The organism is Lentzea sp. NPDC004782, from assembly GCF_040609115.1.
Taxonomy (GTDB): domain Bacteria; phylum Actinomycetota; class Actinomycetes; order Mycobacteriales; family Pseudonocardiaceae; genus Lentzea.
The window spans coordinates 20725-35385 of record NZ_JBEXJN010000076.1 but is presented as its reverse complement, the minus strand read 5'-3'; the positions used below and the strand labels follow the sequence as shown (position 1 = coordinate 35385).

Sequence of the window (14661 nt, the reverse complement as noted above, 5' to 3'; positions counted from 1 at the left end):
GGGTGGGGGGGGGTTGCGGTGGGCACACGGTGTGGGCGCTGAGATGCGGCGGGCGGCCCCCCCCCCGGGCCGGGCCCGCCGCCACGCGCCCCAGGCCCGGGGGTGCCGGTGGCGCGGAAATTGGTTCGCCAGTGGCGAGGACGAGCCGGGCGATCGTGTCAGCGAGCTCGCGTGGATCAAGTGTCGCGGTCGCGTCACGACGGCCCAAGGGGCCAAACCTAGATCAGGCCCAGCTTTCGCGCGGCGAGCACGGCGTCGCGGCGCTGGTTCACGCCCAGCTTGCGGTAGATGCCGCGCAGGTGCGTCTTCACCGTGTTGACCGAGACGAACAGCGAGTCGGCTATCTCCTCGGTGGTCCGCATGGACGGCAGTTCGAGGAGCAGGTCGCGTTCACGGCTGGTCAGCACGTCGGTGGACGCCGCCGACGCGGCGGGCAGTGCTGTCATCGTTGTCGTGGCGAACGACTCCAGTCTGCCGAAGCGGCCGGCGCCGCGGGCCAGCAGGTCGCGCACGGGCTTGCCCGCGTTGAGGAACGGGCGTAGTGCGCCGACGGGTTCCGCCGCGGCCAGTGCGCGCGTGACGGCCTCGTGTGCGCGCCGCTGGTCGCCCGAACGTTCGACGAGCACGGCCTCGAGCAGCCAGCCGTCGACGACCGTCGGTGCCGCGAGTGCCGGCAGGTCGCCCGACAGCAGCGGTTCGACGATCTTGCGGGCCTGGGACACGCGGGCGTGGTGGGTGTGCACGACCGCGCGCAGCACCGCCTCCTCGCCGCAGGGGCCGAACATCGCCTCCACCTGGTCGGCCATCGTGGACGCCCACTGCTCGTCCCCCGAGCGCAACGCTATCCGCTGCACGGCGGGGGCTATGTGTGCGATGACCGGCGGTATCACCTGTCGTCCCGCCACGTCCTGCCACTGCTCGCGGATGCGGCCGACGACCGCCCGCGGATCACCGGCCGTCGGGAACGACACCGCCGCGTCCAAAGTGGACACGGCGAGACCGGTCACCGGATCGGGGCGGTCGCCCAGCGCCTGCACCGCGCGGCCCGCGAGCTCGGCCGCGCGGGCGTCGTCCAGCCGCAGATAGGCCTGCACGCCGACCAACGCGTAGGCGAGCGCGCACACGAAGTGCGACTCCCAGCCCTTCTCCTCGGCGAACTCGAGTGCCTCGCCCGCCTGCCGCGCCGCGGCACGGATGTCGCCGGACGCACTCGTCACCGCCGCCAGATGGACCTGGCAGTCCAGCACCGCGTGGTCGAACCGCTCCTGCCGCGCGATCGTCGCCGCGCGCACCAGGTCGCGCTCGGCGTTCGTGTGATCGCCGGACAGCAACGCCGCCACGCCGCGGTTGAGCAACGCGGCCACCTCCGCATCGGTGCCGCCACGCCCCGCCGCCGTGCGCGCCATCACCCTCAGCGCCTCACCCAGCCGCGCGTCGAACCGGCCGCGCCGCAGCAACGCCGTCGCGTGCAGCACCCGCACCCTGTCCTGCCGCAACGCGAGCGGCTCGCCGCCCAGTGTGGTGAGCACGCGGTCCGCGGCCGCGACGTCACCCGCGTCCATCGCGACCAGTGCCGCGACGACGCCGACCTGTGGACGGGCCAGCACGTGGCCCGGCACCGAGTCGAACACCTCGCGCAGCCGGCCGCTGCCCTCCCGCAACACCTCCGGCAGCACCGAGTGCTCGACGATCTCGGCGGTCAGCTGGTCGTCACCAGCTCGCAGCGCGTGCCGAAGCGCCACCGCGGGTTCGTCGTTGCGGTGGTACCAGTGCGCCGCCGTCCGGTGCAGCGCCGTCTCGTCCGCCGGGCGGGAACGGCGCAGCTCAGCCGAAAGATGAGCTCGCAGCACCGGGTGACAGCGGTACCACTCCGGTGCGGCATCGAGCCTGCTGACGAACGAGTTGGTGCGCTCCAGCGCGTCCAGCACCACGCCGGGGCTGGGATGTCGCGTCAGCTCGCCGGCGAGCTCCGCGCTCACGGTGTCGCACACGCTGGTCGCGACGAGCAGGTCCCGCACCCGCTGCGGATGCCGGGCGAGCACCTCCTCGCTCAGGTAGCGGCTGACGACCTGGTCCAGACCGGCGAACATCAGCAGGTCGTGCGGCCCGGCCGCGGTGGTGGCGAGGCGCATGACGGCGAAGCGCAGTCCGCCGATCCACCCCTCGGTGCGTCTCAACATGAGGTCGATGTCGTCGGGGGAGAGCTGCAGCCCGTGCGCGGCGAGCAGCTCCTCGGTTTCGGTGCGGGTGAAGGCGAACTCGTGCGGCAGCACCTCGCGCAACCGTCCTTCCAGGTGCAGGCGGCCGAGGTGCAACGGCGGCGGGAACCGCCCCAGCAGCACCAGTCGCAGCCGGTCCGGTGGCCGGCGGGTGAGCAGGTCGATGCTCGCGAGCGCGTCCGCGTCGCGGATCTCGTGGACGTTGTCCAGCACCAGGCGCACCGAGGCGGGCGCCTGGTCGAACGCGGCGATCACCGCCGAGGAGAAACCCGGTTCGCTCAAGGGGATCGCCTCGGACAGCCCGAGGGCGTCGCGGAAGGCGGCCCGCAGCCGCGCCGGTTCGTTGTCGTGCTCGTCGAGCGTCAGCCACGCCACCCGGTCGTCGCGCCGCCGCGCCCACTCCGCGAGCAGCGTGGTCTTGCCGCAGCCGGCCGGGCCGGTGACCACCGTGACCGGTGCCGACGACACGTGTCCATCCACTGTGGATAGCAGTGCGGCGCGTGTCACGAGCGGCGTCGCGGCCGTCGGCAGGCGCAGCTTCGCCTGGCCGGTCTCCGGGCTGTAAGGCTCACACTCCGAACTGTCGGACATTGCGCTTTGTCTCCCGATGCAGTTGGTCAGTGCATGATCGCGTGATCGAACCGCATCACCGCGGGGGCGGACATTCGGAGTCGTTCGCCTTGTCAGAAACGGAAATCAGCCACAGTCCCCGGCCCACCACGCCCATCAGCCGCGGGAGCAGGCTCAGGGTCGCGAGCGCCCCGGTCTCGCTGGTCGGACCGCAGTTCTCGCCGCCGCCGGTGACGACGACGGCGAGGAACACGGCCACGGTCAGCACGATGCGCCGGGAACGGGAACGATCGGGTTGACGGCTCAAGATCGGTCACCTCCGCCACCGACGTTGCTCGCCCGGACACGTGTGCGGCCTCCCCCGCGGCGGGCGGTACCGGTGGGCCGTGCGGGAGGGGGTTCACCTGCGGCGGGTGAAGCAGCGGGGGCCGCGGCCCGAAGAACCTTTGCCCCATGAGCCACCGACTTGCGCTGCGCGACCTGATCGACGTCGTCCGCCCCGCACGCCCCGTCGCCTCCGTCTACCTGGGATCGAGCCCGCTGCGGGCGTACCGGGCGCGCTGGCTGCGGCTGGCCGACCAGCTGCGTGCCGACGGCGCGGGCCCCGACCTGGTCGACACGATCGGCGAAGTGCTGCAGCGAGCCCGTTCCCTGCACCCGACCGCCGACACGCTCGTGGCGTTCGCCGGCGAGGACCTGCCCGCGCGCGTCTTCCACACGCCGGGCCTGCGCCATCTGGACCTCGCCTGGTTCAGCTCACCGGCCCACGTCCTGCCGGTGCTCGGCTGGCTGCAGGACCGTCCGCCGCGCGTCGCCGTGACCGCCGGCCGGTGCAGCGCCGACCTCGTGGCCTGCACCGAACGCGTGTCGTTGAACTACTCGCCGGACGCGTGGCTGGACGGTGTGCGGTCCGCCGCGGCGGCGTGCGCGGAGATGCTCGAACGCCAGGAGGCCCGGCTCCTGGTGGTCGCGGGGGAGGACGAGGTGGTGGGCGCGTTGTGGGAGGCGCTGCCCGCCCCCGTCCGCCGCGACGTCGTGGTGCGCTGGACCGGTCGCGCTCTCACCCCGAACCGCATCGCCTCCGAGACCCGCGCCGCCGCCCGCACGTGGACCGAGGGCGTCCTGGCCGACTTCAACGACCGGGGCCGCGCCCGCCGCCTGGCCGTGGAAGGCGCCGACCAGACCCTGGCCGCGATCGCCGCCGGCCGCCTGGACGACCTCATCGTCGGTTACCCGGAGGACGTCACCGCCACCGCCTGGTACGGCCCGGCCCCCACCGACGTCACGCGCGGCTGGGCGCCGCAGCGGCGGTGCGGCCTGCTGGCCGACGTGGCGGTGCGTGCCGCGTTGCTGAGCGGCACGCGCGTGCACGTGATCACCGCGGGCACCCCGACCGCGCCGGCCGAGGGCATCGGCGGCCTGTGCCGCGCCCAGCTCGCCCTGGTGCGCTCATGACCACCGAACTGGTGCCGCTGCGCACCGCCTTCGACGTGGCCTGGCTCGGCTACCGGCGCGACCAGGTCCAGCACTACGTCGGCGTGACCGAACGGGACTTCGAACTGCTGGCCGCCGACCGCGACGCCTGTGAGGACCGCGCCCGCTCGCTGGCCAGGGCCCTGGAAGCCGCTCGCGAGGAGAACCGCGCGCTGCGCGACCGCATCGACCGCCTGTGCCGCCAGCCGCTGTCCCCGGACTCGGTCGGGGAACGCCTCCGCCACGCCGTGGACGCGGCACTGGCGGAAGCCGCCGCGATCGTCGAACGCGCGTCCGCGATCGAGGAACACGTGTGGTCCTCCGCCCAGCAGGCCCACGCCGAACACCGCGACCTCCTGGCGACGACGCGCGAACGCATGAGCCGGCTGGTCCGCGAGGGCGAGGCCCGCCGCCGCGCACTGGACGAGGCGGCGGCCCACCGGCGCGAGCAGGTCGCCGAGGACTTCGAGCTGGCACTCGCGTTGCGGCGCAAGGAAACCCTGCGGGACGCACAGCTCGTGGAGGAGACCGCCCGGCGGCGGGCCGAGCGGATGGTGCGGGAGGCGTCGCGGCAGGTGGAGGTGCTGCGGGAGCACCGGGACCGGGTGGCGGACGTGCTGCGGATCGTGCACGCGCTGCTGGGCAAGGCGGCGGGGCACCTGCACGCCGGGGAGGCGGTGTGACGGCCGTGCCGGGTGCGCCCGATCGGGATGAAGGGCGCCTTCATCCACGTCAGGTGGATGAAGGCGCCCTTCATCGACAACGGGCGGAGCCGGGAGAGGGCGGCACGTCGGTGACGGGCGGTGGGCGGTGAAGATCCTTCCCCTGGCGCTGGCCCAGTTCATCGCGAGCTACGCCGCCACCAACATGAACGTCGCCATCAGCACGATCGCGCACGACCTCGGCACGACGATCACCGGCGTCCAGACCGTCATCACGATGTTCACCCTCGTGATGGCCGCGCTGATGGTGCCGGGCAGCAAGCTCACCGACCTCTGGGGCCGCCGCCGCTGTTTCGCGCTGGGCCTGTCGATCTACGGCGCCGGCGCGCTCATCGCGGCCCTGGCGCCCGGTCCCGGCGTGTTGCTGGTCGGGTACGCGGTGCTGGAGGGCGTCGGGTCGGCGTTGATGATCCCGCCCATCTACATCCTCGTCACCGCGCTGGCGCCGGATCCGACGGCACGGGCCAGGGGGTTCGGCGCGGTGTCCGGGGCGGGTGGGCTCGGGGCGGCGGCGGGGCCGCTGCTGGGCGGTCTGATCACCACCACGTTCAGCTGGCGGGCCTCGTTCATCCTGCAGGTGCTGGTGGTGCTGCTGATCATCGTGCTGGCCAGGAACATTCCCAGGACGGCGGTGCAGCCCGGGGAGTTCGACCTGCTGGGGGCGTTCCTGTCGGGCGCGGGTCTGTTCCTGGTGGTGCTGGGCGTGTTGCGCACGAACGTCAACGGCTGGCACGCCACCACGTGGCTGCTGATCGGTGCGGGCCTCGCGACCCTGGCCCTGTTCGCCTGGCACATCACGAGAACACCGAACCCGCTGTGCGAGCCGGAGCTGTTCCGGGACCGCACGTCCAACCTCGGCCTGGGTACGCAGCTGGTGCAGTGGCTGGTGCTGCAGGGCACGTTCTTCGTGCTGTCCGTGCACCTGCAGCAGGAGCAGCACCTCAGCGCGATCGAGACCGGTGTCGCGCTGCTGCCCGCCACGGCAGGCATGCTGGTCACGTCCGCGCTGGCGGGGCGGCTGGCCAAGCGGTACGCCCAGCGCACGCTGATCCGCGCCGGGTTCGTGCTGACGATCGCCGGCACGCTGCAGCAACCGGTCGGGTTGTTCCTGCTGGGGGCCGGTATCGGCATCATGTTGACGGCGTCGGTGAACGTCGTGCAGTCGCGGTGGCCCGATGCCGACCAGGCGGACGTGTCCGGGGTGTCGCGGGCCGTCTCGAACCTGGGGTCCTCGTTCGGCACCGCGCTGGTCGGCTCGGTGCTCACCGGCGCGGGGCATCCGTACCGCGCCGCGCTCACGTTGCTGGTGCTGTTCTCCGTGGTGGGGCTGGTGTTCGCGTTGTTCATCCGGAGCGACGGCGAACCGCGGCGAGGATGACCTTCAGCGCCACGCCCACCACGAGCAGGTCGCAGAGCATCTGCACGGTCACGAGCACCCGCGCGGCCGCCGTGACCGGTGCTATGTCACCGAATCCGACCGTGGCGAACACGGTGACGACGAAGTAGAGAGCATCGGTCCGGCTCAGCGGGAGCGTGAAGCTGCCGGGCTGGTGCCGTTCCAGCAGGAAGCACGCCTGGGCGAACACCACCAGGAACAGCGGAACCACGAGAGCGAGCGCCTGCGCCCCTTGCGCGCCGGGGTGCTTCGCCCGTCCGATCATCCGCACCTGCCACCACAGCACCACACCCACCAGCAGCAGACCCGCGACCAGCCGGAGCACGGTGAACCCGTCCTCCGGCTGGTCCATCGGCAGGCGGTAGTAGACCAGCAGCAGCACCCCGACAGTCGCTACCGGCCGCCCCACCGCCCAGGTCACCCCGTGGATCAAGAGGTGAACGTCTCCTTGAGCAGCTTCTCCTGGTCCACCGAGAGGTTCGTGGTGATCAGCTGGGCGCCGGTCTGCTTGAACTGGTCGGCGACCTTGTCGACGACCGCGTGCTCGGACATGACGAACAGCGCCGACGTGCCCGGCGTGACGCTCGCCCTGACCTCGCTGATGAAGTCGTCGTCGATGCCCGCCTTGGACAGCGACCCGGCGAGCGCGCCGACGCCCGCGCCGATCGCCGCGCCCAGCACCGGGATGAAGAAGATCAGCCCGAACAGCAGGCCCCAGAACGCTCCGCCGAGCGCGCCGGCGCCGGTGAACCTGCCGATCTCCTTGGTCTTGGGGCGTTTGGCATCGGCCTCCCAGTAGACGTACGCCGCGTCGCGGATCGTGATCAGTTGCTGGTCCTGGAGCTTCTTCAGCAGATCGAGCGCGTTGTGCGCCCCTTCGGAGGTGTCGAACTTCCACACGGTCAAAGTGGCCATGACCGAAACTGTGCGAGAGACCCGTGGCACGAGTCCTCACCCGCGACGGGTGAGCCGGGCGTCGAGGGTGACGGCCGCGTCGATGAGCGCCAGGTGGGTGAACGCCTGCGGGAAGTTGCCGAGCTGCTCGCCCGTGAGGCCGATCTCCTCGGCGAAGAGCCCGAGGTGGTTGCCGTAGGTCAGCATCTTCTCGAACACCAGCCGCGCGTCGCGGGCCCGTCCGGACAACGCCAGCGCGGTCACGTAGTTGAAGGTGCACAACGAGAAGGTGCCCTCCGAGCCGCGCAGTCCGTCCGGCGCGGCCTCGGTGTCGTAGCGCAGCACCAGGCTGTCGTGGACGAGGGACTCCATGGCCGCCAAGGCGTCCAGCCACACCGGGTCACCCGGCGCCACGAACCCGACCTGCGGCAGTCGCAGCAACGACGAGTCGAGTGCGGAAGCGCCGTACCGCTGCACGAACGCGCCGGTCTTGCGGTCCCAGCCGCGGTCCCACACCTGGCCGTAGATCCGGTCGCGCACCGAACGCCAGCGCTCCACCGGTCCGGGCCGCCCCTCCGCGGTGGCGACGCGGATCGCGCGGTCGAACGCGACCCAGCTCATCACCCGGCCGTAGGTGAAGTCGGCACGGCCGGAGCGGGTCTCCCAGATGCCTTCCTCGGGCTGGTCCCAGTTGTGCGTCAGCCACTCCAGCTGTTCCAGCACGGCGTGCCAGCCGCGGTGCGAGATCCGCAGCCCGCTGAGGTGAGCCGCGTACACGCTGTCCAGGAACTCGCCGTAGATGTCGAGCTGCAGCTGGCCCGCCGCGCCGTTGCCCGCGCGCACCGGTGCCGACCCCCGGTAGCCCTCGAAGTGCTCCAGCACCTGCTCGGCCAGGTCGTCCGACCCGTCCACCGCGTACATCACCTTCAGCGGGCCGCCTTCCTGGCAGCGCTGGGTGAGCCATCGCCCGAACGCCGTCGCCTCCTCGGTGAAACCCAGGCGCAGCAACGACGACACGGCGAACGACGCGTCACGCACCCACGTGTAGCGGTAGTCCCAGTTGCGTTCACCGCCGAGCTGCTCGGGAAGCCCCGTCGTCGGTGCCGCCACCAGCGCTCCGGACGGTGCGTACGTCAGCAGTTTCAACGTGATCGCCGACCGGTCGACCGCCTCGCGCCACCGGCCCCGGTAGGTCGACCGGGCGAGCCAGTCGTGCCAGAACAGCACGGTGTTCTCGAACAGCTCCCGTGCCTGCGCCGCGGTCACGGCACGCGGCGGCCCGGCGACACCGGACTCCAGCACGATGCCGCGCGTCTGCCCCTCGACCAACGACAGCGTGGCGTGCAGGTCCTGGGTGCTGGTGATCTCCCCGGACACCAGCCGGGGATCGCCGGGCTCGCGCACCGCGTGCAGCACCAGCCCGAACTGGCCGCAGTCGAAGACCACGCCGTCGTCGGTGATCCGGGCGCGATGGGACCGGCGGCCGTAGTCGAACCGTGGCGCGACATCGAGTTCGAACGTCACGCGCCCACGCACGCACCGAACGATGCGCACCAGCCGATGCCGGTCGGTCGCGTCCTGATCGGGCAGCGGTGGCATGAAGTCGACGACCTCACCGGTGCCCTCCTCGGTCATGAACCGGGTGATCAGCACCGCGGTGTCGGGGAAGTAGAGCTGCCGTCCCGCGCCGGGGTGACCGGCGGGCCGGATGCGGCAGAAGCCGCCGCGCTGCCGGTCGAGCAGGGAGGCGAAGACGGACGGCGAGTCGAACCGCGGGCAGCAGAACCAGTCCACGGTGCCGTCGGTGGACACCAGCGCGGACGTCTGAAGGTCGCCGATCAGCCCGTGGTCGGCGATCAGTGGATACACCGGTTGTGTCGTCATGAGGACGAGACTCTCGGCGGGGCCGGTGCGGGTCTTCACCCGTCCGGACGGACCGCCACGCCTCCTCTCGCGCGAAACGGGTGAAGATCCGCAGCGGACGCCGGTGTCACGGTGGCCGGGCAATTCCCGTCCCGAGCAAACGGAGGCACGATGCGGGAGACAGGCTGGCTCGGCTGGATCTGGTTCGCGGGCATCATGATGATCGTCATGGGGTCGTTCAACGCCATCGAGGGGCTGGTGGCGTTGTTCCGCGGTGAGTACTACGTCGTCACCGAACAGCAGGTGCTCGTCTTCGACATCACCGCGTGGGGCTGGATCACGCTGCTGATCGGGATCCTGGTGGCGCTCGCGGGCGGCGCGCTGCTCTCCGGTGCCGCGTGGGCGCGGGTGGTCGCCGTGGTGCTCGCGGTTCTCAACGCGATCGCGCAGCTGGCGTTCGCGTCGGTGCACCCGTTGTGGTCCACGATCGTCATCGCCCTGTGCGTGACCGTGATATGGGCCGTGGTCGTCCACGGCCAGGAAGCCGACATCAACAACACGACGGCCAAGTACGAGTCGACACACCGTTGATACCGCGCGCACTCACGATCCTGCTCGGTGGTGCGGCCGCGGTCGTCGTGGTCGCCGGTGTGCGGGCGGTCGCGTGGCTGGTGGCGCCGGCGATGCTGGCGTTGCTGGTCGTCATCGCGATCAGCCCCGTGCACCGGTGGTTGCGCGACCGCGGCGCACCGCCGTGGCTGGCGACGCTGACGGTGGTCGCAGGTGTCTACGGCGTGCTCGCGGTCGTCGCGGTGACGGTCGCGGCGTCCGGTGTGCGACTGGCCTCGATGCTGCCGGAGTTCGCGCACGACGAGCTCGTCGCGCGGGCCGAGCGGGCGATCGACGGCCTCGACCGCGGCAGGTTGATGGGCGCGATCGGCGGGCTGCTCAACGAGCTCACGAGCCTCACCACGAGCCTGGTGTTCCTGCTGGCGCTGCTGCTGTTCCTCGGCGTCGAGGTGGGCTGGGCGCACTCGCGGCTCGCCGACATCGCCGCGGACCGGCCGAACCTGCGGGAGGCGCTGGAGGAGTTCGTCCGCCGCACCCGGCGCTACCTCCTGGTCACCACGATCTTCGGGTTCGTCGTGGCGGCGCTGGACACGGTGGCACTGTCGTTGCTCGGCATCCCCCTCGCGCTGCTGTGGGGCGTGTTGTCGTTCGTCACCAACTACATCCCCAACATCGGTTTCATCCTCGGCGTGGTACCGCCGGCGGTGCTGGCGCTGCTCCAGCACGGCCCGCGCCGGGCGCTGGCCGTGCTGGTGTTCTACGCGGTGCTGAACTTCGTGGTGCAGTCGCTGATCCAGCCCCGGTTCACCGGGGACGCCGCGGGGTTGTCGACCACCGCGACGTTCCTGGCGCTGGTGTTCTGGGCCTGGGTGCTCGGCCCCCTCGGCGCGTTGCTGGCGGTGCCGCTCACCGTGCTGGTGAAGGTGCTGCTGGTCGACATCGACCCGGCGGCGGGCTGGGCGGCGGCCCTGCTCAGGCCGCCGCGAAGAGATGACATCCCCACGGCTGCAGTGCCACGTACAGGGGACTGAGGTCGTCCTCGTGCTCGTACACCATGCCGTCGAGCAGGTCGGTGTACCTGTGCAGCTCCACGGGGAGCAGGCCCTGAGCGGGCCGGCCGGAGAAGTTCACGACCACGACGTGCCGGGCACCGCCCGCGGCTGTCCACGACCACGCGAGCAGCCGCCGGCACGACTGGTTGTCCGGCCAGCCCTCGGCGTCGAGCAGGCGCCACTCGCCGAGCCGCACGTGGTGGTCGTGCACGAGCGCGAGCAGCCTGCGGTACCAGGCGGCGAGGTCGTGGTCGAGCGGTTCGTCCGGCCGCCGGGCCAGGAACACCGGCGGCCGGACCCGCCTGCCCTCGAACTGGCCCTCGTGCCACAGCGTCGCGCCGGGCAGCGTCGCGATCGCCACGGCGGCGGCCCGTGCGGCGGCGGGCGGGAGCACGCTCGCGATGCGCGGCTCGTCCTGGTTCTCCAGGAACCGCACCAGCCTGGCCTGGTAGCCGGGATCGGCCCGCAGGTGCTCGCGGATGCCCTGGCCGCTGACCAGCCGGTCGTAGAGGCGCTTGTCGTAGCAGAAGTTGAAGCCCTGCTGCTGCAACGCCCACTCCATGTCCCAGTACGCCTCGGCGATCAGCACCGTCTCCGGGTGGTCGGCGCGCAGGCCGCCGATCACCTCTGGCCAGAAGTCCTGCTCCGGCGCCGGTTTTCCCCACGTGCGGGAGAAGACCTCGTTGGTGAGGAGCATGGCCATGTCGCAGCGGATGCCGTCACATCGGGCGGCGATGCCCGACAGCGTCATCGTGGCGGCCGTGCGCAGGGCGGGGGAGAAAGCGTCGAGCTGCACGACGTCCGGCCACGCGGGGAAGTACGGGTCCCGGCCGCGTTCGAGGTCGCCGTTCTCGTCGTGCACGAAGAACTCCGGGTGTTCCGCCACCCACGGGTGGTCGGGCGCGACGTGGTTCGGCACGTAGTCGAGGATCAGCCGCACGCCCCGCGCCGCGAGTTCGGCACGTGCCTTCGCGAGGCCTTCGTCGCCACCGAACTCGTCGGCCACGACGTAGCGCCGCACGCAGTACGGGGACCCCATGACGTCCTCCGGCCGCAGGTCCGGCAGCGCCTCGCGGAACGACGCCCGCAGGCCGGGATGGCCGTTCGCGATCGCCAGGCCGGGCAGGCTGCGTTCCCACACGCCCATCAGCCACACCGCGTCGACGCCGGCCGGGGTGATGTCGTGCCACGCGGACGAGGGGACCTCGCCGAGGGTGATCTCGCGCCCGGCGGCACGGGACAGCTCGCCCAGCCACACGGCGGTGTTGACCTCGTGGATCACGGGTTGCTCCGGCCAGCTCATCGCGCCACCTCCAGCGGCAGCAGGGCGACCAGCGCGGTCCACCCGGTCTGGTGGCTCGCGCCGATGCCTGCGCCGTTGTCGCCGTGGAGGTACTCGTAGAACAACGGCAGGTTCTGCCAGTGCGGGTCGCGGAACCGCTTCTGTCCACCGTGGACCGGACGGCCGTCCACCCCGGTGCGGAACGTGTCGAGCAACCGCTCGGCGATGTCGTCCGCGACCTGGCGGAGGTTCAGGTACCGCCCGGACCCGGTCGGGCATTCCACCGTGAAGCCGTCGCCGAAGTACTCGTGCAGGTGCCGCAACGCCCTGATGACCAGCACGTTGATCGGCAGCCACACGGGGCCGCGCCAGTTGGAGTTGCCGCCGAACATGCCGCTGTCGGACTCGGCGGGCAGGTAGCCGACGCGGTGCTCGACGCCGTCGATCGTCAGCACGTACGGGTGCTCGGCGTGCCAGCGCGACAGCGAGCGGATGCCGTGCGGTGACAGGAACTCGCCGGGGTCGAGCATCCGCGCGAGGATCCGCCGCAGACGGCTCTCGTCGAACAACGAGAACAGCACCGGTCCGGTGGCGTCGGCCTGCGCGCCGTGGCCCCACAACGCGGCCCGCACGGCGGGATGCCGGTCGAGGAAGTCGCGCATGCCGTCGATCAGTTCGGGATGCTCGCGCCGGACGTCCTCGCTGATCACGGTCGCGGCGGCCAGCGGCAGCAGCCCGACGGCCGAGCGGATCCTCAACGGCGTGGACGTGCCGTCCGGATTGCGCAGCACGTCGTGGAAGAAGCCGTCCTCCTCGTCCCAGAGTCCGCTGCCGACGTGGCCGGTGGCCGCCGCGATCCACGCGAGGTTCTCCAGCAGCGTCGCCGCCTGCTCGACCTCCCCGAGTTCGAGCGCCATCTGGATGAGGTTCTGGCAGTACAACGCCATCCACGCGGTGCCGTCGGCCTGGTCGATCCGCCCGCCGGTGGGCAGGGGAGCGCTGCGGTCGAACACGCCGATGTTGTCCAGGCCGAGGAACCCGCCCTGGAACAGGTTCCGGCCGTCGGCGTCCTTGCGGTTGAGCCACCACCCGAACGCGCGCAGCAGCGGCGGGAACACGCGCGCGAGGAACTCCTTGTCGTGGTCGTACTGGTAGACGAACCACGCGGCCCACGCGTGCACCGGCGGGTTGACGTCGCCGAAGTTCCACTCGTAAGCCGGGATCTGGCCGTTCGGGTGCAGGTAGCGGCGGCCCAGCAGCAGTTCGACCTGCTGCTTGGCGAGCTCCGGGTCGACGATCACCAGCGGCACGGCGTGGAAGGCCAGGTCCCAGGCGGCGAACCACGGGTACTCCCACTTGTCCGGCATGACGAAGACGTCCTGCGCGACCAGGTGCCGCCAGTTCTGGTCCTCGCCGAGGGGGTCGACGCCTCGTTCGGTCAGCCAGCGCTCGACGTCGAACGCGTAGTACTGCCGCGACCACAGCAGCCCGGCCAGCGCCTGCCGGCACACCAGCCGTTCCTCGCCGCGCGGGTCACCGCCGAGCACCTCGTCGTAGAAGTCGTCGGCCTCCATCCGGCGCTGGCTGATGATGGCGTCGAAGCCGGCGAACGGGTCGCTGTGGCTGTGGTCGGTGAGCCGGACCTTGACCGTGGCGCTCTGCCCGGACGGGATGCGGAACTCGTGGTGGGCGGCGGCTTTCGTGCCGACGCCGTCCGCGGCGACCGCGGTCTGATCCCCGTGGACCACCGCGCGTTCGATGCCGTCCTTGACGTGCCGGGTGACGTTGGGGGAGCCGAACACCCGCTCGTTGTCGGTCTCGTTCTCGGTGACCAGGATCGGCGCGGGCGGGTCGACGTACCACCACCGCACGCCGAGGTCAGGATGCTCGGCGCGCACCGTGCCGGGCTCGCAGACGTGCAGCGACGGCATGCGGACGTCGCCCGCCCACGACCACGTGTGCCGGAACCACAACGTGGGCAACAGGTGCAGCGTCGCGTCCTCCGGTCCCCGGTTGTGCGCGGTGATCCGCATCAGCACGTCCTCGGGGCCCGCCTTCGCGTACTCGAGCTCCACGTCGAAGTAGCGGTCGTCGTCGAACACCCCGGTGTCGAGCAGCTCGTACTCGGGCTCGAACCGGGTGCGCGCGGCGTTCGTGGCGACCAGGTCCTCGTAGGGGAACTTCGCCTGCGGGTACTTGTAGAGCATCCGCAGGTAGGAGGACGTCGGGGTGGCGTCGAGGTAGAAGTAGCACTCCTTGACGTCCTCGCCGTGGTTGCCCTCGCCGTTGGTGAGGCCGAACAACCGCTCCTTGAGGATGGGGTCGTTGCCGTTCCACAACGCGAGCGCCAGGCAGATCCGCTGCCGGTCGTCGCTGAACCCGGCCAGCCCGTCCTCGCCCCACCGGTACGCCCGGTACCTGGCCTGGTCGTGGGTGAACGACGTCCAGGCGTCACCCGCGTCGTTGCCCTCCCTGACCGTGCCCCACTGCCGCTCGCTCAGGTACGGGCCCCACCTGCGCCACGGACCGGCGTTCTGCAGCCTCTGCTTCTCCGCGCTGACCACGTCGCCCACCTCTCGTTCGTCCGGAAACCCCAGGCTGGCCGGGAGATCGGGCGCGC

Annotated in this window: 12 protein-coding genes; 5 read left to right on the top strand and 7 right to left on the bottom strand. The window is 71.5% G+C overall.

What is annotated here, in order from left to right; translation table 11 throughout:
• Nucleotides 1-218: 218 nt before the first annotated feature.
• On the bottom strand, nucleotides 219-2810 hold the full coding sequence (locus ABZV40_RS41150) for a LuxR C-terminal-related transcriptional regulator (protein WP_355454769.1): 2592 nt from the start codon (nucleotides 2808-2810) through the stop codon (nucleotides 219-221).
• A gap of 55 nt (nucleotides 2811-2865) precedes the next feature.
• Nucleotides 2866-3096 carry a hypothetical protein gene (locus ABZV40_RS41145; protein ID WP_355454767.1) on the bottom strand — a complete coding sequence of 77 codons (231 nt, stop codon included), beginning with the start codon at nucleotides 3094-3096 and terminating at the stop codon, nucleotides 2866-2868.
• Between the two features lie 146 nt (nucleotides 3097-3242).
• Here ABZV40_RS41145 and ABZV40_RS41140 point away from each other — a divergent pair, with 146 nt between their 5' ends.
• From ABZV40_RS41140 to ABZV40_RS41130, 3 genes are all read left to right on the top strand, one after another.
• Nucleotides 3243-4244 carry a hypothetical protein gene (locus ABZV40_RS41140; RefSeq protein WP_355454765.1) on the top strand — a complete coding sequence of 334 codons (1002 nt, stop codon included), beginning with the start codon at nucleotides 3243-3245 and terminating at the stop codon, nucleotides 4242-4244.
• Entirely contained in the window at nucleotides 4241-4945 is a 705-nt protein-coding gene (locus ABZV40_RS41135; RefSeq protein WP_355454763.1) for a hypothetical protein, read from the top strand. The genes ABZV40_RS41140 and ABZV40_RS41135 overlap by 4 nt, the downstream gene beginning before the upstream one ends.
• 127 nt (nucleotides 4946-5072) lie before the next feature.
• A complete protein-coding gene (locus ABZV40_RS41130; RefSeq protein WP_355454761.1) occupies nucleotides 5073-6362 on the top strand; it encodes an MFS transporter in 1290 nt (429 codons plus the stop codon).
• Here ABZV40_RS41130 and ABZV40_RS41125 read toward each other — a convergent pair.
• Genes ABZV40_RS41125 through ABZV40_RS41115 form a run of 3 tightly spaced genes read right to left on the bottom strand, consistent with a single transcriptional unit; the run spans nucleotide 6328 to nucleotide 9158 of the window.
• Nucleotides 6328-6813, bottom strand: a complete 486-nt coding sequence (locus tag ABZV40_RS41125; RefSeq protein WP_355454759.1) for a potassium channel family protein — start codon at nucleotides 6811-6813, stop codon at nucleotides 6328-6330. The genes ABZV40_RS41130 and ABZV40_RS41125 overlap by 35 nt on opposite strands.
• The gene (locus ABZV40_RS41120) at nucleotides 6810-7295 is read right to left on the bottom strand and encodes a DUF1269 domain-containing protein (RefSeq protein WP_355454757.1); all 486 of its coding nucleotides are present in this window, start codon (nucleotides 7293-7295) and stop codon (nucleotides 6810-6812) included. Before ABZV40_RS41120 ends, ABZV40_RS41125 begins: the two co-directional genes overlap by 4 nt.
• A 36-nt stretch (nucleotides 7296-7331) precedes the next feature.
• Nucleotides 7332-9158 (bottom strand): glycoside hydrolase family 15 protein, encoded by a 1827-nt coding sequence (locus ABZV40_RS41115; RefSeq protein ID WP_355454755.1) that lies wholly within the window; start codon nucleotides 9156-9158, stop codon nucleotides 7332-7334.
• Nucleotides 9159-9308: 150 nt separating this feature from the next.
• Here ABZV40_RS41115 and ABZV40_RS41110 point away from each other — a divergent pair, with 150 nt between their 5' ends.
• Complete coding sequence (locus ABZV40_RS41110) at nucleotides 9309-9728, top strand: hypothetical protein (protein ID WP_355454753.1); 420 nt, start codon at nucleotides 9309-9311, stop codon at nucleotides 9726-9728.
• The gene (locus ABZV40_RS41105) at nucleotides 9725-10738 is read left to right on the top strand and encodes an AI-2E family transporter (RefSeq protein ID WP_355454751.1); all 1014 of its coding nucleotides are present in this window, start codon (nucleotides 9725-9727) and stop codon (nucleotides 10736-10738) included. Before ABZV40_RS41110 ends, ABZV40_RS41105 begins: the two co-directional genes overlap by 4 nt.
• Here the strand turns inward: ABZV40_RS41105 and ABZV40_RS41100 are convergent.
• Entirely contained in the window at nucleotides 10680-12062 is a 1383-nt protein-coding gene (locus ABZV40_RS41100; protein ID WP_355454749.1) for an alpha-amylase family glycosyl hydrolase, read from the bottom strand. The two genes, ABZV40_RS41105 and ABZV40_RS41100, sit on opposite strands and share 59 nt — an antisense overlap.
• Nucleotides 12059-14605, bottom strand: coding sequence for a glucosidase (locus tag ABZV40_RS41095; RefSeq protein WP_355454747.1), 2547 nt, complete (start codon nucleotides 14603-14605; stop codon nucleotides 12059-12061). The genes ABZV40_RS41100 and ABZV40_RS41095 overlap by 4 nt, the downstream gene beginning before the upstream one ends.
• Between the last annotated feature and the right edge of the window lie 56 nt (nucleotides 14606-14661).